Annotated in this window: 21 protein-coding genes; 12 read left to right on the top strand and 9 right to left on the bottom strand. The window is 71.8% G+C overall.

What is annotated here, in order from left to right; genetic code table 11:
* Position 1: 1 nt before the first annotated feature.
* Complete coding sequence (locus AB0J36_RS12335; protein WP_357126451.1) at positions 2 to 787, bottom strand: ABC transporter ATP-binding protein; 786 nt, start codon at positions 785 to 787, stop codon at positions 2 to 4.
* A 269-nt stretch (positions 788 to 1,056) separates the two neighbouring features.
* Here AB0J36_RS12335 and AB0J36_RS12330 point away from each other — a divergent pair, with 269 nt between their 5' ends.
* Together AB0J36_RS12330 and AB0J36_RS12325 are read left to right on the top strand one after the other, a co-directional pair.
* The gene (locus AB0J36_RS12330; RefSeq protein ID WP_355050735.1) at positions 1,057 to 2,088 is read left to right on the top strand and encodes an ABC transporter substrate-binding protein; all 1,032 of its coding nucleotides are present in this window, start codon (positions 1,057 to 1,059) and stop codon (positions 2,086 to 2,088) included.
* 129 nt (positions 2,089 to 2,217) lie between these two features.
* Positions 2,218 to 3,078 (top strand): ABC transporter permease, encoded by an 861-nt coding sequence (locus AB0J36_RS12325; RefSeq protein ID WP_363660500.1) that lies wholly within the window; start codon positions 2,218 to 2,220, stop codon positions 3,076 to 3,078.
* A 135-nt stretch (positions 3,079 to 3,213) separates the two neighbouring features.
* On the opposite strand, the gene AB0J36_RS12320 is transcribed toward AB0J36_RS12325, so the two are convergent.
* Positions 3,214 to 4,395: an ABC transporter substrate-binding protein gene (locus AB0J36_RS12320; protein WP_363660499.1), complete on the bottom strand. Its 1,182-nt coding sequence runs from the start codon at positions 4,393 to 4,395 to the stop codon at positions 3,214 to 3,216.
* A 446-nt stretch (positions 4,396 to 4,841) separates the two neighbouring features.
* On the opposite strand from AB0J36_RS12320, the gene AB0J36_RS12315 reads away from it, so the two are divergent.
* The 4 genes from AB0J36_RS12315 to AB0J36_RS12300 all read left to right on the top strand — a co-directional run bounded on the left by AB0J36_RS12315 (position 4,842) and on the right by AB0J36_RS12300 (position 9,484).
* Positions 4,842 to 8,018: a sensor histidine kinase gene (locus AB0J36_RS12315; RefSeq protein WP_363660498.1), complete on the top strand. Its 3,177-nt coding sequence runs from the start codon at positions 4,842 to 4,844 to the stop codon at positions 8,016 to 8,018.
* A complete protein-coding gene (locus AB0J36_RS12310) occupies positions 8,015 to 8,422 on the top strand; it encodes a roadblock/LC7 domain-containing protein (protein WP_007465177.1) in 408 nt (135 codons plus the stop codon). Before AB0J36_RS12315 ends, AB0J36_RS12310 begins: the two co-directional genes overlap by 4 nt.
* Before the next feature lie 89 nt (positions 8,423 to 8,511).
* A complete protein-coding gene (locus tag AB0J36_RS12305) occupies positions 8,512 to 8,877 on the top strand; it encodes a DUF742 domain-containing protein (protein ID WP_282305307.1) in 366 nt (121 codons plus the stop codon).
* Entirely contained in the window at positions 8,858 to 9,484 is a 627-nt protein-coding gene (locus tag AB0J36_RS12300; protein WP_357126437.1) for an ATP/GTP-binding protein, read from the top strand. Before AB0J36_RS12305 ends, AB0J36_RS12300 begins: the two co-directional genes overlap by 20 nt.
* Before the next feature lie 88 nt (positions 9,485 to 9,572).
* Here AB0J36_RS12300 and AB0J36_RS12295 read toward each other — a convergent pair whose 3' ends face one another.
* From AB0J36_RS12295 to AB0J36_RS12265, 7 genes are all read right to left on the bottom strand, one after another.
* On the bottom strand, positions 9,573 to 10,661 hold the full coding sequence (locus tag AB0J36_RS12295) for a uroporphyrinogen-III synthase (RefSeq protein ID WP_355050730.1): 1,089 nt from the start codon (positions 10,659 to 10,661) through the stop codon (positions 9,573 to 9,575).
* Positions 10,661 to 11,008: a nitrite reductase small subunit NirD gene (gene nirD, locus AB0J36_RS12290; RefSeq protein WP_357126595.1), complete on the bottom strand. Its 348-nt coding sequence runs from the start codon at positions 11,006 to 11,008 to the stop codon at positions 10,661 to 10,663. The genes AB0J36_RS12295 and nirD overlap by 1 nt, the downstream gene beginning before the upstream one ends.
* An 8-nt stretch (positions 11,009 to 11,016) precedes the next feature.
* Positions 11,017 to 13,539 carry a nitrite reductase large subunit NirB gene (nirB, locus tag AB0J36_RS12285; RefSeq protein ID WP_357174388.1) on the bottom strand — a complete coding sequence of 841 codons (2,523 nt, stop codon included), beginning with the start codon at positions 13,537 to 13,539 and terminating at the stop codon, positions 11,017 to 11,019.
* On the bottom strand, positions 13,536 to 14,975 hold the full coding sequence (locus AB0J36_RS12280) for an FAD-dependent oxidoreductase (RefSeq protein WP_357126431.1): 1,440 nt from the start codon (positions 14,973 to 14,975) through the stop codon (positions 13,536 to 13,538). The genes nirB and AB0J36_RS12280 overlap by 4 nt, the downstream gene beginning before the upstream one ends.
* Positions 14,972 to 17,092: a molybdopterin oxidoreductase family protein gene (locus AB0J36_RS12275; protein ID WP_363660496.1), complete on the bottom strand. Its 2,121-nt coding sequence runs from the start codon at positions 17,090 to 17,092 to the stop codon at positions 14,972 to 14,974. Before AB0J36_RS12275 ends, AB0J36_RS12280 begins: the two co-directional genes overlap by 4 nt.
* 122 nt (positions 17,093 to 17,214) lie before the next feature.
* Positions 17,215 to 17,493: a hypothetical protein gene (locus AB0J36_RS12270; RefSeq protein ID WP_363660495.1), complete on the bottom strand. Its 279-nt coding sequence runs from the start codon at positions 17,491 to 17,493 to the stop codon at positions 17,215 to 17,217.
* On the bottom strand, positions 17,490 to 17,750 hold the full coding sequence (locus tag AB0J36_RS12265) for a hypothetical protein (protein WP_357393835.1): 261 nt from the start codon (positions 17,748 to 17,750) through the stop codon (positions 17,490 to 17,492). The genes AB0J36_RS12270 and AB0J36_RS12265 overlap by 4 nt, the downstream gene beginning before the upstream one ends.
* 274 nt (positions 17,751 to 18,024) lie before the next feature.
* On the opposite strand from AB0J36_RS12265, the gene AB0J36_RS12260 reads away from it, so the two are divergent.
* The 6 genes from AB0J36_RS12260 to AB0J36_RS12235 all read left to right on the top strand — a co-directional run bounded on the left by AB0J36_RS12260 (position 18,025) and on the right by AB0J36_RS12235 (position 21,940).
* Positions 18,025 to 18,792 carry a DUF5753 domain-containing protein gene (locus tag AB0J36_RS12260; RefSeq protein ID WP_363660494.1) on the top strand — a complete coding sequence of 256 codons (768 nt, stop codon included), beginning with the start codon at positions 18,025 to 18,027 and terminating at the stop codon, positions 18,790 to 18,792.
* Entirely contained in the window at positions 18,789 to 18,983 is a 195-nt protein-coding gene (locus AB0J36_RS12255) for a DUF397 domain-containing protein (protein WP_363660514.1), read from the top strand. Before AB0J36_RS12260 ends, AB0J36_RS12255 begins: the two co-directional genes overlap by 4 nt.
* Before the next feature lie 120 nt (positions 18,984 to 19,103).
* Positions 19,104 to 19,799, top strand: coding sequence for a methyltransferase domain-containing protein (locus AB0J36_RS12250; RefSeq protein ID WP_357126414.1), 696 nt, complete (start codon positions 19,104 to 19,106; stop codon positions 19,797 to 19,799).
* Positions 19,800 to 19,882: 83 nt separating this feature from the next.
* Positions 19,883 to 20,146, top strand: a complete 264-nt coding sequence (locus tag AB0J36_RS12245) for a DUF6364 family protein (RefSeq protein ID WP_357126411.1) — start codon at positions 19,883 to 19,885, stop codon at positions 20,144 to 20,146.
* Entirely contained in the window at positions 20,118 to 20,423 is a 306-nt protein-coding gene (locus AB0J36_RS12240; protein ID WP_357126408.1) for a hypothetical protein, read from the top strand. Before AB0J36_RS12245 ends, AB0J36_RS12240 begins: the two co-directional genes overlap by 29 nt.
* Positions 20,424 to 20,554: 131 nt before the next feature.
* Positions 20,555 to 21,940 carry a nitrate/nitrite transporter gene (locus AB0J36_RS12235; protein ID WP_357174394.1) on the top strand — a complete coding sequence of 462 codons (1,386 nt, stop codon included), beginning with the start codon at positions 20,555 to 20,557 and terminating at the stop codon, positions 21,938 to 21,940.
* The last annotated feature ends 73 nt before the right edge of the window (positions 21,941 to 22,013 follow it).

Raw genomic sequence — 22,013 nt, 5'->3', positions numbered from 1 at the left:
GTCATCGTCCCTCCGCGCCGGCCGTGGCCGGCTGGTCGCGTTCCATCAACAGTTCGTGCAGGTCGGCGCTGACCCGGGCGACGTCGGCGAGGTGGGCGTTGCGGCCCAGGGTGCGTGGACGGGGAATGGCCACCTCGACCACCTTGCGGATCCGGCCGGGCCGAGGGCTCAGCACGATCACCCGGTCGGCGAGCAGCACCGCCTCGTCGATCGAGTGGGTGACGAAGACGATGGTGGGCTTGTTCTCCATGTGCACGCGCTGGAGTTCGCCGGACAGCTCCTCGCGGGTGAGCGCGTCGAGCGCGGAGAACGGCTCGTCCATCAGCATCACCCGGGGTTCGCCGATCAGCGACCGGCACAGCGACACCCGCTGCTGCATGCCGCCGGAGAGTTCGTGCGGCAGCCGCTTCTCGAACCCGGCCAGGCCGGCCACGTCGAGCAGTTGCCGGGCCCGCTCGCGGTGCTTGGCGCGACTCCAGCCGAAGATCTCCACCGGCAGCAGGACGTTGTCCAGCACGCTGCGCCAGGGCAGCAGCGCCGGCTTCTGGAACAGCATGGCGATGTCGCGGCGGGGTCGCGTGATCGGCGTACCGGCCACAGTGATCTCGCCGGAGGTCAGCGGGAGCAGCCCGGCGATCAGCCGCAGCAGGGTGGACTTGCCGCAGCCCGAGCGCCCGAGGACGGCGACGAACTCGCCCTCGGCGACGTCGAGGTCGATGCCGCGTAGGGCTTCGACCTGGCCGGACCGGCCCTCGAAGGTACGCGACACCCCGGACAGTCGGATCATCTGCGGCGGACCTCCGCTGAGTGGACGGTCAGGAATCCGACAAAGGCTAGCCGCCCTGTTGACATGTCGCACCGTCCGGGGTCGTCGTCAGGTTGTTTCCGATCCGCAACCCGGTACGCCTGGCGTCGCAACTGTGGGTTTCTCGTACGCTGTGCCCGCGAAGAGTCCCCTCACGATGGCGGTGCCCGGCTTGCCCCTCCCGCCGGTACCGCCGCGACAACCCCCTCCGGTGGCCTGCGGCCCCGGTCGGAAAGGACATGGTGCTACTGATGAGAAGGCTGACCCGTACGGTCGCTACGGCCGCGCTGGCCACTGCCCTCGCCCTCGTCTCCGCCTGCAGCAGCGGGTCGGACTCGTCCGACGACGCCAAGGGTGGCAAAGACGGAGCACTGGAGAAGGTGACCTACCTCACCTCCTTCGGCAACTTCGGCCGTGACTCCTACGCCTGGGTGGCGAAGGACAAGGGCTTCTTCAAGGAGGCCGGCTTCGACGTCGAGATCAAGGCCGGTCAGGGCACCGGCGGCGTGATCCAGACGGTTGTCGGCGGTCAGGCGGACTTCGGGCCGATCGACCTCACCGGTGGTCTGCTCCAGCTCGGCAACGGTCAGGCGAAGGACTTCACCGCCGTGGCCGCGATCCAGCAGCGCACGATGGCGGGCATCGCCACCGTCGAGGGCAAGAACATCAACTCGCCCAAGGACCTGGAGGGCAAGAAGCTCGCCGACACCCCCGGCTCCGTGGTGCGCAACCTGTTCCCGACGTACGCCCGGCTCGCCGGTGTGGACGCCAGCAAGGTGACCTGGGTCAACGGTGAGGCGCAGGCGCTGATCGGCACGCTGGCCTCCGGCTCGGTGGACGGCATCGGCCAGTTCGTCGTCGGTCAGCCGACGATCGAGGCGGTGTCCAAGAAGAAGGCCGTCATGCTGCCGTACAGCAACGTGATGCAGGACCTCTACGGCAACGTGCTGATCACCTCCAGCAAGATCGCCAAGGAGAAGCCCGAGATGGTGAAGCGGTTCACCGCGGCGCTGCTCAAGGGCCTCGAGTACAGCCTGGCGAACTCCAAGGAGGCCGGCGAGATCCTGAAGAAGAACGTCGACGCCGCCAACCCGGTGGCCGCCGCCGCCGAGCTGGACCTGATGGCCGCGTACGTGCGCTCCGGCAACTCCGGCACCGCGATCGGCACGCTGGACAGCGGCCGGGTGGCGAAGAGCATCGCGATCCTGCAGGGCGCGGGCGCGCTCAAGCAGAACATCACCCCCGAGCAGATCATCGACTTCAGCCTCGCGCCGAAGGCCTGATCGTCCGGTCGTCACCAGGGGGTACGTTCCACCGGTCTCCGGTGGGGCGTACCCCCGTCGCTTGTCGGCCCTCGGGGCCGGCGAATCCTGTCGGCCCTTGCGGGGCCAGCGAACAACGAGGAGGACAAGATGACCGACGTCCGCTCAGCCGAGCCGGCGGTGACGGGGCCCGCACCCTCGGGCGCCGGCCGCCAGGCGCGTCGGGCGGGTCGGGGCGCCGGCCTGCGGGCGGGGACCGGGGCGGCGCTGCTGCCCGCGGCCGGTCTCGTGGTCGCCCTGGCCGTGTGGTGGCTGGTCGCCCGGCTGGAGTTGATCCCGCCGGCCGCCCTGCCCCCGCCGGGAGGTGTGTTCAGCGCGTTCGTCGACAAGCCCGCCCAGATGTTGGAGCACACCTGGGCGACCCTGCTGGAGATCCTCATCGGCTTCGCCCTGTCGATGGCCGCCGGTGTCCTGATCGGACTCTCCCTGGCCAGCTCCCGAGCGGTGGAGCGGATGTTCACCCCGCTGCTCGTCGCGGTCAACGCCGTGCCGAAGATCACTCTGGGTCCGCTGCTGGTGGTGGCGCTCGGCTGGGGACAGAAGCCGATCCTGACCATGGTGTTCCTGCTCTGCTTCTTCCCCATCGTGCTGTCCACCGCGACCGGGTTGACCACCACGCCGGCCGACCTGGCCGAGCTGGTCCGGTCCTGGAACGCCTCCCGTTGGCAGGCGTTCCGCAAGGTGCGGTTCCCGGCGGCGCTGCCGCAGATCTTCGTCGGGCTCAAGGTGGCCATGCCGCTGGCGGCCATCGGCGCGGTGATCGGCGAGTTCCAGGCCGGGGAGAAGGGCTTGGGTTACGTCATCCTCCAGTACGCCGGCGTCGGCGACTACGCGACCGCCTGGGCGGCGATTCTGCTGGTGGCGCTGGTCAGCATCCTGCTCTACTCCGCGCTCGTGCTCGTCGAGCGGATCGCGCTGCCCTGGGTGAGGGAGACCACCAGCAGCCGCTGACCCGGTGAGGCGGGAGGCCAGGGTAGATCTTGGGTAACCCGGCACGGTCGTCTACCAGTCACAACTTCGGTGATACTGCTGCTTCCCGAGTGCCGGAGGCAGCAGTATCACCGAAGTTGCGTGGATCTTGGCGGGTTACCCCGCGAGCCGCCAGCGGCCGTTGCGCGCGACGAGCGTGGTGAGCGCCTGCGGCATGAGCCCCGAGTGGTTGTCGGGCGTCATGCGGATCGGGCCGGAGAGGCCGTCGATCTGGGACGTCTCCAACACGTCCCGGATGCCGTCCCGGTCGACCTTCCCCGCCGGGCCGCCGGCCCGCAGTTCGGCGTCGGCGATCAGCTGGATCGCGTCAGCGGCGAAGGAGGACGAGCCGTTGTAGCCGCCGAAGCGGGCCGTGTAGTCCTGGAACCACTGCCGCCGGGCCGCCTTCGCCGGCGTGGTGGCGATCACGTCGTCGATGACCATGGTCTGGGTGAAGACCATCGTGGCCTTCTCGGTGGCCCGGGCCGCCGCGCCGAGGAAGAGGTCGCCGGCCGCTCCCGCGTCGAAGAAGAGCGACCCGCGGAACGCGGCCTGCTGGGCGCTGGTCGCGGCGAGCGCGGCCTGCTCCGGTGGGGTCCAGACGACCAGCGCGTCGGGCTTGAGCTTGACGAGCTTGCCGATCTGCTGGCCGACCTCGGTGTCGGTGGTCTTCACCGATTCCTCGCCGGCCACCTTGATGGTGGTCTTGCCCAGTTCGCGGCGCAGCGCGAGGACGCCCTCGCGGCCGTAATCGTCGTTACTGGCGAGCAGGGCGACCTTGCGGACGTTCTTGCGACGCAGTTCGGTGGTGAGCGCCGAGGCGCTGTCGGCCGCGTTCGGGCCCAGCTTGAACACGTAGCGCCGGTCGGCGACCGGGCTCGAGATCGCCCCGGAAGCGGCCAGCGCAATGGTGGGAATCCGCTTCTCGTTGATGACGCCGACCGCGCCGACCGCGCATTCGCTACAACCGCCCATGACGATCGCGCTGACCCGGGAATCGCTGCTGAAGTCCGCGATGTTGCGCAGTGACTCGGCCGCGTCGGAACGGTTGTCCTTGATCCTAAGGTCGATCTTCCGGCCGTTCAGTGCTCCGGAGGAGTTCAACTGGTCCCTCTTGAGTTCCAGCGCGCGCTGGTATGCCCGGCCCATTGGTGCGGCGGCACCGGAGAGCTCGAGGTCGGCGGCGATCACGATCGGACTCGTGTCCTGCTCCGCTTCGCCGAACTGGCAGCCGGTGAGCGTGGTGGCCACGAGGGCCGATGCGAGCACCGCGATGGTCGCGGAGCGGATGGGGCTCAACTCAGTCCTCCAGGTGCGGGCGCGGGCGCTGCCCGGTCACCGCCGCTAATCCGTCCTCAGTGGAGGACGGGATCTCGTCTGCCGTACGGTGTGTGCGCGAAGCCTGCAAAACCTTGCCAATGGCCGGCGCTGTGGTCAAGCGCGGACCCCGGTTGCATTTTCGGGACGGTCATCCCACATGCTGGGGTAACGCAATGTTTGCAAAACCTCACTTTGCATACACGCGTGACCACTCTGGAGTTACATGCCCTGATCAGGGGCTTGCGGAAATGAAGGTATCAGTTGACCGGATCAAGGGTTCCGCGCCGTCCGACCGTTTCCTACCTCACTGCGGCTTCCCAAACACGATCTTCTCTGATGAAATCGCGGCCGTGCCGCGCGTGGTCCCCTCCGCTCCCGGCACGGCTCGGCGGGTCAGGCGGGGAAGAAACGACGGAGGCGATGTCGTGAGCACCGGACCGACGACCCTGCCCGCGATCGGCGGCGATACCGGGCGTACGCGCCGGCGCATGCCGAGGCTGCGGGACGCCCGGATCCGGTCCAAACTGGCGCTGATCCTGGTCGTTCCGGTGGCCGCGGTGATCGCGCTCGCCACCGTCCGACTCATCTCGATCGGCGAGGGCGCCTACGACGCCACCCGGGCCCGCTCGCTCACCGCGCTCGCCATCGACGTCAGCGCGCTGACCCAGGATCTGCAGGCCGAGCGGATGGCGGCGGCGGCCTACCTGGCCACTCCGCAGCAGCCGGCCGACGCGTACAACCTGCGGGTACGCCAGACGCAGCAGCGGGTGGACGAGTACCGCGCCGAGCGTGACCGGATCGGCGAGGTGCCGACGGCGGTGCGGGACCGGCTGGCGGCGATCGACGACCACCTGGCCACCCTGGACGGCACCCGCCAGGAGGTGCTGGACCGCCGGCAGATGGCGGTCGCCGAGGCGGTCCTGCGCTACGGCGTCATCCTCACCGACCTGATCAGCTACGGCGACGGGCTGGCCCAGCTACCCGGCGACGAGAGCCTGGCGGACAGTCGCCGCGCCGTCGCCGCCTTCGCCCGCGCCAAGGCGTCCGTCGCGGAGGAAGAGGCGGTCGCCTTCACCGCGCTGACCGCCGGCCAGCTCGACCCGGAGCAGTTCTCCTCCTTCGTGGCCACGCTGACCAGCCAGCAGGAGGCGCTCGTCGCCTTCTCGCTCGCCGCCGACCCCGTGCAGCGGGCCCTGGTCGACAGCACCGTCTCCGGTGACGCCGTCGGCCTCTCCGACCGGGTCGCCACCGACATCACCCGCTCCGTCGGGCAGCGCGCGCTGGTGAGCGCGCAGGATGCCACCGCCGCCATCGGCGCGGTGAACGACCTCATGCGTTGGGCCGAGATCCAACTGCAGGACCGGCTGCTCGACCAGGCCGACGAGGCACGCTCGGACGTCATCCGGCAGGCCGTGGTCGAGTCGATCCTGGTGCTGCTCACCCTGATCATCGCCGTGTCGCTGGCCGTCGTGCTGGCCCGGTCGCTGAACCACTCGCTGCGCCGCCTGCGCGAGGGCGCGCTCTCGGTGGCCAACCACGACCTGCCGGACGCCGTGCAGCGACTGCAGAACATGGGCAGCGTCGGCGACGGCGGTGTGGACGAGATCGTCCGGCAGGTCCGGGATCCGATCCAGCTCAACAGCCGCGACGAGGTCGGCCAGGTGGCGTCGGCCTTCAACGTCGTCCACCGGGAGGCGGTCCGGGTCGCGGCCGAACAGGCCGCGCTGCGCACCAGCGTCTCGGCGATGTTCCTCAACCTGGCCCGCCGTAGTCAGACCCTGGTCGACCGGATGATCGGCGAGCTGGACGCGATCGAGCGCGGCGAGGAGGACCCGAAGCGGCTGGCCCAGCTCTTCGAGTTGGACCACCTGGCCACCCGAATGCGCCGCAACGACGAGAACCTGCTGGTCCTGGCCGGCGCGGACTCGGCCGTACCGCGCCGCGACGACGCGCTCGTCGTCGACGTGCTGCGCGCCGCCCAGTCCGAGGTCGAGCTGTACAACCGCATCGAGTTCGGCACCGTCGACACCGACATCTCGGTGGCCGCGCACGCGGTCAACGACGTCGTACGCCTCGTCGCCGAACTGCTCGACAACGCCACCCGGTTCTCGCCGCCGAACACGACGGTCGTCGCCGACGGTCGCCGCATCCGCGACTACGTGCTGATCCAGATCGAGGATCGCGGGCTCGGCCTCACCGACGAGCAGCTCGACTCGCTCAACCGTCGGCTGGCCGCCCCGCCGAGCGTGGACGTCGCCGCGTTCCGGCTGATGGGTCTGGCCGTGGTGAGCCGGCTCGCGTCCCGCTACGGCATCCGGGTGGAGCTGCGCCGCAACGTCGAGGGCGGCACGGTCGCCCAGGTGACGCTGCCCGCCGCCACCGTGATCCTGCCCAGCAGCCGGGGCCGCGAGCAGGCGCTCACCCGCCCGCGTCAGCCGATGGCCGTCGAGCAGACGCCGCTCACCCCGGTCGGCCACGCCGAGTCGTACGCCGGCGCGACCACCACGGCGGCCACGCTGCCGGACCAGTGGCGGAGCAACGCCCCGGCGCCCGCGCAGTGGCAGTCCCCACTCGACACGCGGGACACCACCCCGGCCGTGCAGGCCGGCGGATACACCGGTGCGCGTCCGACGGTGCCGCCCGCCGCCGCGCCGGCCGCTCCGGCACCGCCCGCGCGACCGTCGTACGGCAACGGCAACGGCACCTCGGCGGGCAGCCCCACCGTGGCGTACCCGACCATCGACGCGCTGCCCCGGCGGGGCGCGACGGCCGACACCACGGACGCCCGGAGCGCGCCGGTGCTGCCGGTCGGTCCGGTTGCCGGGCCGGGCGCGGTCGCCCCGGCGGCGCCCTCCGCGCCGCCGCTCCCGCCCGTGCAGCCGGCCGCGCCGGTCGCGCCGCCGACGCCGGCCGCGCCGGTCAGCACCCGGCCGGAGTTCCCCGCCGAAGCGCCGATCTTCCGGGAGATGGAGGCGGTCTGGTTCCGGTCGCACGGCGACGACGCCACCGCGATCTTCACCCGGCCGCAGTTCGACACGCCGCCCCCGCCGGCCGACGCCGGCACGCGGGCCACCAACGGTGGCCCGTCGAGCGCCGCGACCGCGCCGGCCCGACCGCCGCTGCCCACCCGGACCCCGGGCAGTTCCGAGGGCACCGGAGCGCAGAGCGTGGGAAGCATGGACGGATTCGGCACCGCGAAGACCGGCGGTCGTACCGCCTCGACGCCGACGCCACCACCGTCCTACGCCCCGGCGCCGGCCGCCCCGGCAGCTCCGGCGGCCCCCGTCGCGGCTCCCGCGCCGGCCGCCGCGCCGCCGGCCCCGGACCCGGACGCCTGGCGCACGGCGGCCGACGAGGGGTGGACGCTGGCCAGCCGGGCCGCCGAGCCGGCCCCCGCCGGCACCACCCGCTCGGGTCTGCCGAAGCGGGTGCCGCAGGCGCAGCTCGTGCCGGGCGGTATCGAACCGAAGGGTGGCCGGGACCGCAGCCGGCGGACCCCCGACGAAGTACGCGGCCTGTTGTCGGCCTACCACCGTGGCGTGCAGCGCGGTAGGTCGGCTGGTACGGACCTGAACAGCACCTCGACCAAGGAGAGCCGATGAACAGGCCAGCTGCCATGCAGGACATGGGTTGGCTGCTCACCAACTTCGCCGACAGCGTGGCCGGTATCGCCCACGTGGTGGCGGTGTCCGCCGACGGGCTGCTGCTCGCGTCCTCCCGGGACCTGCCGGGGGACCGGGCCGACCAGCTCGCCGCGATCACCTCCGGCGTGGTGAGCCTGACCGAGGGTGCGGCCCGGATGTTCAGCGCGGGCGGTGTGTTGCAGACCGTCATCGAGATGGACAGCGGTTACCTGTTCCTCATGTCGATCAGCGACGGTTCGTCGATGGCCGTGCTGGCCGCGCGGAGCTGTGACGTGGGCCAGGTGGGCTACGAGATGGCGCTGCTGGTGGAACGGGTGGGCGCGGCGCTGGTGCCGCTGCCCCGGGACGCGGTGCGTTCGTAGCGCCACAGTCCGGCGCGCGGACCGCGCGCCGGAGCAGGGAGGGGAGGCGGTCTCTACCGGCTCCGCGGGAGACGAGGAGGTGATCGGGGATGGACCAACGACGCGTTGACCCGCGTGGCGCGTTGGTGCGTCCGTACGCGGTCACCCGTGGTCGTACCGAGCCCCGGCAGGACATCGCCCTCGAGGCGGTCCTCACCTCCTCTCCCACCCAGGTTGCCGAGTCCCGTTTCGCGGGGCACGACAAGCACCGAATCGCCACGGTCTGCGAGGGCCGTGCACAGTCGCTGGCGGAGATCGCCGCGTACACCCGGATGCCGCTGGGCGTCGCCCGGGTGCTGGTCGCCGACATGGTGGCCGAGAGCCTGCTGACGTTACACACTGCTGCTCCCGCCGAGGGGTTCGAGGAGCGGATGGAACTGCTTGGAAGGGTGCTAAGTGGACTTCGCAGGCTATGACCCCGCTGGGGGGCGGCAGCCGAGCCGGGGAATCGTCTCCGCGAAGATCGTCGTCGCGGGCGGTTTCGGCGTCGGTAAGACGACCCTGGTCGGCGCGATCTCCGAGATCACGCCGTTGACGACCGAGGCGGTGATGACCGCGGCCGGTGTCGGCATCGACGACCCGTCCAAGGTGCCCGGCAAGGAGACCACCACGGTCGCCATGGACTTCGGTCGTATCACCATGGCCCAGGACCTGATCCTGTACCTGTTCGGTACGCCGGGTCAGACCCGCTTCTGGTTCATGTGGGATGAGATCATCCGAGGGGCGGTGGGTGCCGCCGTCCTGGTGGACACCCGTCGGATCACGGACGCGTTCGCCCCGCTGGACTACTTCGAGAACCGGAACCTGCCGTACGTGGTGGCGCTGAACAACTTCGACGGCGCTCCCCAGTACGAGCTGGAGGAGATCCGCGAGGCGCTGGCCATCTCGCCGCAGGTGCCGCTGGTCATGACCGACGCCCGGCAGCGGGACTCGGTCAAGCAGGTGCTGGTGACGGTGGTCGAGCACGCCATGCTCCGCCTCCAGGCGGAGCACGGCCGGGGCTTCCCCACGCCGGTCGGCTGAACCCACGGTCACGGCCGGCTGGATCCACGGTCACGGCCGACTGAACCCACGGCCACGGCCGGCTGGCGACAGCCGGCCGTGGCGCGTTTCAGTCGACCCGGAGCCGGTAGCCGCGCTTCACCACGGTCTGCACCACCCGGGGCGCGCGCAGACCGGCACGCAGCCGGGCCACCGCCATCTCCACGGCGTGCTCGTCCGCGCCCCGGGGCAGGGTCCGCAGCAGGGCGGTACGCGACAGCACCCGGCCCGGGGACTGCGCCAGCGCCCGCAGCACGGCCATCGGCGCGGGAGCGAGGGGCCGCAAGTCGCCGTCGATCACCGCGGCGTGCCCGCGCAACGTGAGCAGGTGGCCGCCGGCCTTGAAGGTCACGGTCCGCCGGGGCAGCTCGTCGACGATGGTGCGAACCAGGGCACCCAGCCGGGCGCGGCCGGGCGCGCTCACCGGCACCCCGAGCCGGAGCAACGGCTCGGCGGTCACCGCGCCGACGCAACAAGCCAGCACGTCGGTGCGGAACGCGGACACCACCGCGTCGGTACGGTCGCCGGCCGCCCGCAGCAGCGCCTCGACCGCCGGCGCGGAGGTGAATGTCACCGCGTCCACCAGCCGGCCGGCGATCAGGTCGATCAGCCGGTGCAGCGGAGCAGGGTCCGTCGGTGGCGCCCAGCGGTAGACCGGCACCTCGATCACCGTCGCGCCGGCCGCCTCCAGCGCGAGGGTGCACTCGGGCTGCCGCTCACCGTGTAACTGCATGGCGATCACCTGCCCGGCCACCCCCCGCCGACGCAGGTGGTCGACCACCTCGTCGCAGCTCTCCGACGCCGGTGACCACTGGTCGTGCAGGCCGGCCGCACGGATCGCGCCGCGCGCCTTGGGACCCCGGGCGACGACGTACGAGCTGGCGAGCACCGAACGCAGCGGCTCGGCCAGCCCCCAGCCCTCGGCCGCCTCCAGCCACCCGCGCATCCCGATGCCGGTGTTGGCCATCAGGATGTCGGGTGGCTGGTCGAGGCAGGCGCGGGTCGCTTCGCGCAGTTCGCTGTCGTCGGACAGCGGCACGATCCGCAGCGCCGGGGCGAGCACCACGCGTGCGCCCCGGCGTTCGAGCAGCGCGGCCAACTCGTCGCGCCGCCGGTCGGCGGTCACCCCGATGGTGAAGCCGGCCAGTTCTTCCCGCATCAGTCCTCCCGTCGCAACCGCACTTCGACGATCCCGTCGTGGCAGCGCGTGTCGTGCCGGGCCACGGTCACCCCGGGCAGGTCGAGGCACTCGCCGGTGCGCAGGTCGTACACCTGCTTGTGCAGCGGCGACGCGACCGTCGGCACTCCGCCACGGCTGCCCACGATGCCCCGGGACAGCACGTACGCGCCGGTGACCGGGTCACGGTTGTCGATCGCGAACAGCCCGTCCACGGTGTGGAAGAGAGCCACCTGCACGCCGTCGACCAGGGCGGCGACACCCCGCTCCGGTTCCAGCCGGTCGAGGGGGCAGACCGCCGTCCAGCCGAGGGTGGTCCTGGTGGTCATCGTGATGCTCATCGCCGTACCTCCGGAAGGCCGAGCGTGACGGGACGACGGCCGTGGCCGTCGGGTGGGGTGCCGCCGCGCGCCGGCACCGGCTGGCCGCGCTCCACGGCGAAGGTGATGGACGGGTCGGGCACGTCGGGGGCGTTGACGAAGGAGGTGTAGCGGCGCAACCGCTCCGGATCGTCCAGCACGTCGCGCCACTCGTCCGAGTACGACGCCACGTGCTGTGCCATGGCCGCGTCGAGGTCGGCGCAGATGCCGAGCGAGTCGTCCACGATCACGGCCCGCAGGTGGTCCAGGCCGCCGTCCATGGCCTCGATCCAGCCGGCCGTGCGTTGCAGCCGGTCGGCGGTGCGGATGTAATACATCAAAAATCTATCGATTAGTCGAATCAGGGTTTCTGTTGACAAATCAGTGGCGAACAGGTCGGCGTGCCGGGGCCGGAAGCCGCCGTTGCCGCCGACGTAGAGGTTCCAGCCGGTCTCGGTGGCGATGATGCCGAAGTCCTTGCTGCGGGCCTCGGCGCACTCGCGGGCGCAGCCGGAGACCGCCGACTTGAGCTTGTGCGGGGCGCGCAGCCCGCGATAGCGCAGCTCCAGCGCCACGGCCAACCCCACCGAGTCCTGTACGCCGTACCGGCACCAGGTCTCGCCGACGCAGGACTTCACCGTGCGCAGCGCCTTGCCGTACGCGTGGCCGGACTCGAAGCCGGCGTCGACCAGGCGTCGCCAGATCTGCGGTAGCTGCTCCACCCGGGCCCCGAACAGGTCGATCCGCTGCCCACCGGTGATCTTCGTGTAGAGCTGGAAGTCCCGGGCCACCTCGCCGATCACGATCAGCTTTTCCGGGGTGATCTCGCCGCCGGGGATGCGGGGCACCACCGAGTAGCTGCCGTCGCGTTGCAGGTTGGCCAGGAAGTGGTCGTTGGTGTCCTGCAACGACGCCTGCTCGCCGTCGAGCACGTGCCCGTTGCCCAGCGAGGCCAGGATCGAGGCCACCACGGGCTTGCAGATGTCGCAGCCGCGTCCCCGGCCGTGCTCGGCGACCAGCCGGGAGAAGGTGCGGATGCCGCGTACGCGCACGATCTCGAACAGCTCGCGGCGGCTCACGTCGAAGTGCTCGCACAGCGCCGTGGACTGTGCCACCCCGGCCGCGTCGAGAAGCTGCTTGAGCATCGGCACGCAGGAGCCGCAGCTCGTGCCCGCCCTGGTGCACGCCTTCAGCGCCGGCACGTCCGAACAGCCGCCGGCGATCGCGGCGTCCACGTCGCCCCGGGTCACCGCGTTGCAGGAGCAGACCTGCGCGGCGGCGGGGAGCGTCCCGGCGTCCGCGCCGCCGCCGTCGGGGGCGAGCAGGGCCAGCGGCGCGGCCGGCAGCGGGCCACCCACGCTGGCCCGCAGCGTCGGGTACGCGCTGGCGTCGCCGACAAGCACCCCACCGAGCAGGGTGTGCGCGTCGTCGGAGAGGACCAGCTTGGCGTACACGCGGGTGGCCGGGTCGGTGAACGTGACGTCCAGGCAGCCCTCGGTGGTGCCGTGGGCGTCGCCGAACGACGCCACGTCCACCCCGAGCAGCTTCAGCTTCGTGGCGGTGTCCGCGCCCGGGAACGTCGCCGCGCCGCCGACCAGCCGGTCGGCGACCACCTCGGCCGTCGCGTACCCCGGTGCCACCAGGCCGTGACAGGTGCCGTCGACCGCCGCGCACTCGCCGACGGCCCAGACCCGCTCGTCGGCCGTGCGGCAGGTCTCGTCGACCAGCACCCCACCGCGCGGACCCAACGGCAGCCCGGCGGCCCGCGCCAGCTCGTCGCGGGGCCGGATGCCGGCGGCCACCACGACCAGTTCGGCGTCGACCACCCGGCCGTCGGACAGCTCCAACGCGGCCACCGTGCCGTCGGCCCCCGCGCGGATCGCCGTGGTGGCGACCCCGAGGTGGGTACGCACACCCAGGTCGTGGACGTAGCGGCGCAGCATCGCGCCGCCGGCCTGGTCCACCTGCACCGGCATCAGCCGGGGCGCGAACTCGACCACGTCGGTGCTCAGGCCGAGCAGGCGCAGGGCGTTCGCCGCCTCCAGCCCGAGCAGCCCGCCGCCGATCACCGCGCCGACCCGCCGACCGGCGGCGTACGTGCGGATCGCCGCCAGGTCGTCGAGCGTCCGGTAGACGAAGACGCCGGGCAGGTCGGCCCCGGGCACCGGCGGCACGAACGGGTACGACCCGGTGGCCAGCACCAGCGCGTCGTAGTGGTAGTCGCCCTCGGCGGTGCTCACCACCTGCCGTTCCCGGTCGATGGCGGTGGCCGGCTCACCGAGGCGCAGCCGCACCCCGTCGTCCGGGGTGTGCACGTTCAGTTCCTCTTCGCTCACCCCGTCGAAGTACGCCGAGAGACGCACCCGGTCGTACGCCGGACGCCTCTCCTCGGCCAGTACCGTGACCCGCCAGTGGCCCTGCGGGTCACGGGCGCGCAGTGCGTCGACGAAGCGTTGCCCCACCATGCCGTTGCCGACGACGACCAGGTCCGCGCCGCTCATCGCGTCACCTCCACAGATTCCGCTTCGGACAACCAGTCGACGATGCCGCCGACCGCGTCGCGGCATCCGCCGCATCCCGTGCCGGCCCGGGTGCCCGCCACCACCGCGTCGACCGTCCGCGCGCCGGAGCGCCAGCAGCGCACCAGCGCTCCCTTGGTCACGTTGTTGCACTGGCAGACGACGGCCGCGTCCGGCATCAGCGCCGGTGACGCGCTCGGCGTCGAGACGGCCCCGCCGAGCGCCCGGCCGAGCAGCAGGGCCCGCCGGTCGGCCGGTACCGGGTGACCCCGGTCGAAAAGTTGGATCACCGTGCCGATCGCCGGGTTGTCGCCGAGCAGGATCGCGCCGATCAACCGCTCGTCATGGATGCGCAGCCGGGCGTACGTGCCCCGGGTCGGGTCGGTGAACGTCAGCTCCTCGCCCGGCGGGCCGCCGACCGCCTCGCCCATCGCGGCCAGGTCGATCCCGGCCGCCTTGAGCCGGGTCACCACCGGGCGGGGCCGGTACCGGGCGAGCGGGTCCGTGCCGGTCAACACGTCGGCGAGCACCCGCGCCTGGGCCCACGCGGGCGCGACCAGTCCGGTGAGCGTCCCGTCGTGTTCGGCGCAGTCGCCGAGCGCCGAGATGGACCGGTCGTTGGTGCGCAGCCGGTCGTCCACCACCACGCCGCGCCGCACGGCCAGCCCGGCGGCCTGCGCGAGGGCGGTGTCCGGGCGTACCCCGCAGGAGAGCACCAGCAGGTCGGCGTGCAGCGACCGGCCGTCGGCCAGGTCGAGTCGGACGCCGCTGTCGTCCGCCGCCACCCCGGTGGCGGGCACCCCGAGCTGGATCGTGACGCCGAGCCCGGCGAGTGTGCTGGCCAGCACCGTGCCGGCCGCCGGATCGAGTTGCCGTTCCATGAGGTGGTTGGTCGGGTGCACCACGGTGGTGGCCAGCCCGCGCGTGGCCAGGCCCCGGGCGGCCTCCAGCCCGAGCAGCCCGCCGCCGAGCACGATCGCGGCGCGTGCGTCGCGCGCCACGGCCAGGATGCGGCGGCAGTCGTCCAGGGTGCGGAAGGGGACGACCCGCCGGGGCAGGTCGGCCGGGTCGAGGCCGGGCAGGGGCGGCACCACCGCCCGCGCGCCGGTGGCCAGCACCAGATGGTCGTAGGCGATCCGTTCGCCGTCGGCCGTGCGGACCTCGCGGGCGGACCGGTCCACGGCGGCGACCGTCACGCCCGAGCGCAGGTCGATGCCGTGCCCGGCGGCCTCGGTCAGCTCCACGTCCGGTTCGTCGATGCGGCCCGCCAGCAGCGTGGACAACATGATCCGGTTGTACGCGCGGTGCGGTTCCGCCCCGAGGACGGTGACCTTGCGCTCGTCCCCGCGGGCGTGCAGCTCGGTCGCGAGCCGGGCGCCGGCCATGCCGTTGCCCACGATGACCACCCGGGCGGTCATGCCTTCTCCACCCGGACCGCGCAGATCTTGAACTCGGGCATCCCGGAGATCGGGTCAACCGCGTCGTTGGTCACCGAGTTGGCCCGCCCGGCGCCCGGCCAGTGGAATGGCGCGAAGACCGTGTCCGGCCGGATACCCGGGCTGAGCCGGGCCGGGGCGCGCAGCTCGCCCCGGCGGGACGTGACCCGCACCGGGTCGCCGTCGTCGATGCCCAACCGGGCGGCCAGGTCGGGGTGCAGCTCGACGAACGCCTCGGCCGCCGCGCGACGCAGCGCCGGTACCCGGCGGGTCTGCGTGCCGGACTGGTACTGGGCCAGCACCCGGCCGGTGGTGAAGTGCAGCGGATACGTGGCGCACACCTCCTCGGCGGCCGGCCGGTGGTCGACGGGGTGGAACCGGGCCCGGCCGTCCGGGGTGGCGAACCTGTCGGCGAAGAGTCGTGGCGTGTCCGGCCCGTCCGCGCTGGGACACGGCCAGTGGACGCCGTCGGTGGCGTCGATGCGCTCCCAGGTGATGCCGGCGTAGTCGGCGATGCCGCCCGCGGAGGCGCGGCGCAGCTCGCCGAAGACGGTGGCCGGGTCGGTCGGGAACCGCGCCGCCGCCGTCTCGGCGTCGCCCAAGCGTCCCGCCAGGTCGGCGAGGATGGCCAGGTCGGTGCGGACGTCCGGCGGCGGTGGGCGCAGCGCGCGCCGACGCAGCACCCGACCCTCCAGGTTGGTCATCGTGCCGTCCTCCTCGGCCCACTGGGCGGTGGGCAGCACCACGTCGGCCAGCGCCGCCGTCTCGGAGAGCAGTAGGTCGGCGACGACCAGCAGGTCGAGGTCGCGTAGCCGGCCCTCGATCCGGGCGGCCCGGGGAGCGGAGACCACCGGGTTCGAGCCGAACACCAGCAGCGCCCGGGGACCGTCGGCGGTGCCGAGCGAGTCGAGGAGCTGGTACGCCGGCACACCGGGACCGGGCAGCTCGTCGGCCGGTACGCCCCAGACGCCCGCGACGTGTTCCCGGGCCGCCGGATCATCGATCCTGCGGTAGCCGGGGAGCTGGTCGGCCTTCTGCCCGTGCTCCCGCCCGCCCTGACCGTTGCCCTGGCCGGTGAGGCAGCCGTACCCGGAGCCCGGTCGGCCCGGCAGGCCCAGGGCGAGGGCCAGGTTGACGTACGCGGTGACGGTGTCGACGCCCTTGGCGTGCTGCTCGGCTCCGCGCGCGGTCAGGATGATCACCCGGCCGCCGGTGCCCAGCGCGCGGGCGGTCGCCTCGAGATCGGCCACCGGCACCCCGGAGAGCTGTTCCGCGCGGGCCGGCCACCAGGCGGCGACGCTGCGGCGGACCGCGTCGAAGCCGGTGGTGCGCTCGGCCACGTACGCCTGGTCGACGCAGCCCTCGGTGAGCGCGATGTGCAGCAGCGCGTTGGCCACGGCGAGGTCGGTGCCGGGCAGCGGTTGCAGGTGCAGGTCGGCCTGGCGGGCGGTGGCGGTGACGCGGGGGTCGACGACGATGAGCTTCCCGCCGCGTTGGCGCTGCTCGGTGAGCCAGCGCACCAGCGGCGGCATGGTCTCCGCCGGGTTGGCGCCGACCAGCAGCAGCGTGTCGGCCTGACCCAGGTCGGACAGGGGGAACGGCAACCCTCGGTCGATGCCGAAGGCGCGCATCCCGGCGGCGGCCGCCGAGGACATGCAGAACCGCCCGTTGTAGTCGATGTTGCGGGTACGCAGTGCGACCCGGGCGAACTTCCCCAGCGCGTACGCCTTCTCGTTGGTCAGCCCGCCGCCGCCGAAGACGGCGACCGCGTCCCGCCCGGAGCTGTCCTGGATGGCGCGTACGCCGGTGGCGACCCGGTCCAGCGCGGCGTCCCAGGTCGTCGGGCGCAGCTTGCCGCTGACGGTGTCACGCACCAGCGGGCTGGTCAGCCGGTCCGGGTGGTCGAGCAGCTCCGCCGAGGTCCAGCCCTTCTGGCACAGCCCACCCCGGTTGGTCGGGAACTGGCGGGGGAGCACGCTCACCCCTGCCTCGTCCTCGCGCAGGGTCATGCCGCACTGAAGAGCGCAGTACGGGCAGTGCGTCGCCACCTCCCGGGGCGTACGCCCCGATCGAGTTGCCGGCCGTGCACCGTCTGTCATGTCGGCAAAGCGTGCCGCCGGGCAGTTTCCAGTCCGGGTCCCTTCTGTTTCGGTCCTGTCAAGTGGGCCTCACACCGCACGGGAGCAACGGGCGTGACGGGTAGGTGGCGGCGGACCGACAGTCACCCCTCCAGGTCGGCGCGGTTCGGTCGGCGGGACAGCGAATGCCAGCCCAGAAACCGGGCGTGAAGTGCCCGCAGGTCAGGATCAAGACCCAGGGCGTACCGGTCGGCAACCGCGTCCTGCATGTTTGCTGCCAGGTAGAACGCCAGGGCGATCGAATGGCCGTGGAACTCGGTCGCGAGGTGAAGCTGTGCCGGCGGGCACGGCCAGGGAGCGGCACAGTTGCCGCAGAGCCACGCCGGGCGCATCGGATGGTGCGGGCGAGGACGACGGGTCATCGAACACGCGCCGGACCGCGCCTGACGGGAGTGCGGGTGGTCGAGCGACGGGCCGCCGGGGCGGACGTGCCCGCCCAGATCAGGCCCACGGGCATCACGAACAGGGATCGGCGCGCGACCGCGTCGCCATTCGGGGCCAGCTCGTAAGCGTCAATCCACAGCCACCCGTCGTACGTCGGCCAGTCGAGCACGCGAATCACGCGGACGAAGATCGGGTGCAGGAACTGCACACTCGCGGCACGCGTCAGGTGCAGCACGTCACCCGTGTGTGGCTTCCGAGGTGTGGGCTTCGGTGTGGGTCTCCGATCCGGCGGCTTGTCCGGCACGGTGCTCTCCCCCTGGTCGTCACTGTGGGAAGGGGCCGCCCCGCGATGCCCACGGGCCAGGGGCGGCCCCGATACGAACGCGTCCGCCGGGCTCTGATCCCTACCGGCCGCGCCGCCTGCCGGTTACATTGCCGAGAGTGATGGGATCAGTACACGACGTCGATCTATTCCCAGGGACGTTCGGGACGTTCATCTTGGAGGCGGGATGAATCATCTACTTCAGGTGGCCATGGCCGAAGCTGGCGAGACAGCCGAAAGTCTGGCTGCTCAGACGGGTGTGGATCCGAAGACGGCAGCGCGATGGATAAGCCCGGGACGTGTGCCGCAGCCCCGTCGGCGCGCGAAGCTGGCGACGATCCTCGGAAGGGACGTTGCGGACCTCTGGCCAGATGTCCTCAAGCGACGCGAGCCGCAATGGCTGCGCGAGTGGGTGGACTGGGAGCGTGAGGCCGTCGCGATTCGTTGGTTTGAGCACGCGTGGGTGCCTGGTCTCTTGCAGACTGAGGCCTATGCACGGGCGACATTGACCGGCGAAGCACTGACGATGGGTGAAGTTGACGATGTGGTCGCCTCCCGCATCGACCGGCAGGCCATCCTCCGTCGTGAGCGCCCGCCCCTGCTGACCGCGGTTGTGCACGAACTGGTTCTCTATCAGTCGGCGTACGGCGACCGCTCACTGATGCGCGAGCAGGTCGCCCACCTTGTCGACTGCGCGGCGTTGCCCGCTGTGCAGGTGCTCGTGGTGCCACAGAACGTCGGGATGTATCCGGGGCTTGGCGGGGGCTTCATCGTGGCCGAGCTACCGGACGGTGAGCAGGTCGCCCACATCGATAGCCAGGTGCGTGCGCAGATCGTGAACGGAGCTGCGGACGTTGCTACGCTAAATCGCAGATGGGAACGCATTAGGAGTGAAGCTCTTTCCCGTCAACAGTCCCTCGACCTGATCAGGAAAGCAGCGGGATCATGGACATGACCGGCGTGCAGTGGCGTAAGAGCACGAAGAGCGGAAACAACGGCGGCTCGTGCGTCGAGGTCGCTGACAACCTTCCCGGCATCGTCCTCGTCCGCGACACCAAGGACCGCGACGGCGGGACGCTGACTTTCGGACCGGCGGCATGGGCAGGCTTCGTTGACCTGGTGAAGGCGATCGGCCCCGTCGGTTAATCAGCTACAGCGCGAAAGGCCCCCGGCTCGCCGGGGGCCTTTCGCGTGTCCGGGGTCGGCGGGGTTGACCCCATGGCGCTTATAATGTGGGAAATCTGTCTCAAGGGATGGGAGTGCGCGATGAGTGTGGTGGACGTTTTCGACGCGGTGGCCGGCACCTACGACGAGGCGCGGCGGCGGCTGGTGCCCTGCTTCGACGCCTTCTACGGCACGGCCGTCGAGGTGGCCACGCCACCGCTGCGTGCCGCGCTGGCGGCGGGGCGTACCCCCGAGGTGCTGGACCTGGGCGCGGGCACCGGGCTGCTCTCGCTCCTGCTGGCCGCGGCGGTGCCCGGGGTCCGGCTGACCCTTGTGGACGCCGCGCCGGCGATGCTGGCCCGCGCCACCGACGAGCTGTCGGCGCGTTCGGTGCCGCACCGGACCGTCCAGGCGGACCTGTCCGACGAGCTGCCCCCCGGCCGCTACGACGCGGTGGTCAGCGCGCTCGCGATCCACCACCTGGACGACGACGGCAAGCGGGCGCTCTACCGGCGGGCCGCCGCCGCCCTGACGCCCGGTGGGGTGTTCGTCAACGCCGAGCAGGTCGCGGGGCCGACTCCCGCGCTCGACCAGCGCTACGACGAGGTGTGGATGGCGCGGATCGCCGAGTTGGGGTCGTCGCCGGAGGAGATCGCCGCCTCTCGGGGCCGCATGCGCTACGACCTTCCGGCGACCGTCGCCGACCAGTGCCGATGGCTCGACGAGGCCGGCCTGGTCGACGTCGACTGCTACTTCAAGGAGTGGCGTTTCGCGGTGTTCGGCGGACGTGCCCGCTGACGATATGCACGTTTCGACACCCGGGAGCGAGCCGGCCACCGCGTGGATGACTGACGGTCATACCGATGGGTAGTCTCACCGGCATGACTGCCAAGGTGACGCTGTCGTTCACGGACGAGACGATCGAGGAGGCCCGACGCTTCGCCAAGCGCGAAGGGCTGTCCCTCTCGGCGTGGATGGACCAGGCCGCCCGGGAGAAGGCGCTGCGCGAGGTCTTCACCGCGCACGCCGCCGCCGTGGGACGCGCCGGCCTCGACCTGGAGTCCGCCGCCCTCGCCGACGCCCGCGAGGTGGGCATGGTCAACGACCTCTTCTCCGGTGAACCGCCGCGTGCTGCGCAGGGGTGAGGTCTGGCGCATCGAGGGCGCCCGGGAACGCCTCGGTCTGGTGATCAGCTCGGATGTCTACAACTCCACCGACGTGCCCATCGTGATCGTCGTCGAGGTGGTCGAGGAGTCGCTGCTGCGCGACTCGCCCCTGGCCGTGCCGATGGGCGCGTACGTGGTGATGCCCGACCGGATCTCCTCGCCCATGAAGAAGTGGTTCACCGAGTGCGTGGACGTCGCCGACACCGACACGATGCTCCGGGTCGGCCGCGCGCTGCGCATCCTCCAACAGCTCTGAATCGACGGACCTCACCAACGCCCCCGGCCCGTGGTGCGGCAGGCGTTTCCGGGCCGACCCACGACAGGCACTGCCAGGTAACTCCACCTTCCTAGCGTTTTTCCTCGTCAGATCGACGAGGAGGAGCCGCCGTGAGCACGCTCACCAGCACCGCAGTCACCGCCGACCCACCTGCCGTCACCGGGCGTCGACGCCCGCTGGACGACTGGCGGCCCGAGGACCCGGACTTCTGGCGTACGACGGGCGCGCCGATCGCCCGCCGCAACCTCTGGGTGTCGATCTTCGCCGAGCACGTCGGCTTCTCCGTGTGGAGTCTCTGGTCGGTGACCGTGCTCTTCCTCGGCCCCGCGTACGGCATCGACCCGGCCGGAAAGTTCCTGCTCACCGCCGTGCCGGCCGCGCTGGGCGCGGTGCTGCGGCTGCCGTACACCCTGGCGGTGGCCCGCTTCGGCGGGCGGCGCTGGACGATGATCAGCGCGCTTCTGCTGCTGCTCCCGACGGTGCCGATGACGATCCTGCTGGAGCCGGGGGTGTCCTACTCCACCCTCATGGTGCTCGCCTGCCTCACCGGCGTCGGCGGCGGCAACTTCGCCTCCTCGATGGCGAACATCAACCTGTTCTACCCGCAGCACCTCAAGGGACGCGCCCTCGGGCTCAACGCCGGTGGCGGCAACCTGGGCGTACCGGCCGTGCAGCTCGTCGGGCTGGCGGTGCTGGCCACCGCCGGCGCCGCGTACCCCCGGTTGGTGCCTGCGGTGTATCTGCCGCTGATCGTGCTGGCCGCGCTGGCGGCGGCCCGCTGGCTGGACACCGTGCCCGGGGCGCGCAACGAGCCGGGAGCGCTGCGCGAGGCGGCCCGGGACCCGCACACCTGGGTGATGTCGTTGCTCTACATCGGCACCTTCGGGTCGTTCATCGGGTTCGGTTTCGCCTTCGGCCAGGTGCTCCAGCTCCAGTTCGCCGACCGGTTCCCCACCCCCGTCGACGCCGCCTGGCTGACCTTCCTCGGGCCGCTGATCGGTTCGCTGGTCCGGCCGCTGGGCGGGCACTTCGCCGACCGGCTCGGCGGGGCACGGGTGACCTTCTGGAACTTCGTGGCGATGGCGCTCGGCGCCGGCATGGTCCTGTACGCGGCCCGCGAGCGCTCGTTCGGGCTCTACCTGGCCGGGTTCCTGGCCCTCTTCGTCTTCTCCGGGATCGGTAACGGCTCCACGTACAAGATGATCCCGGCGATCTTCCGGGCCCGAGCGGCGGACGCGGTGGCCGACGGCACGCGCGACCCGGAGGCCGCCGCCCGGTGGGCGCGACGGATGACCGGCGCGTTGATCGGGATCGCCGGCGCGATCGGGGCGTCCGGCGGGGTGCTGGTCAACATCGCCTTCCGCCAGTCGTTCCTCAGCTCCGGCAACGCGGACGCCGCCTACCTGGCGTTCATCGGCTGGTACGCGCTGTGCTTCGCGGTCACCTGGGTCGCCTACCGTCGTCCGGGGTCGCCCCAGCGGCTCGCCGGCGTGTGAACCGGGTCACGGCCGCCGCGCCCGAGCGCGGCGGCCCACCCCCGTTTTGACCTGCCGATGGGGCGCCGGGTAT

The organism is Micromonospora sp. NPDC049662 (assembly GCF_040675055.1).
Classification (GTDB): Bacteria; Actinomycetota; Actinomycetes; order Mycobacteriales; family Micromonosporaceae; genus Micromonospora.
The sequence above is the reverse complement of the archived record's forward strand: the minus strand, read 5'-3'. Positions and strand labels throughout refer to the sequence as shown.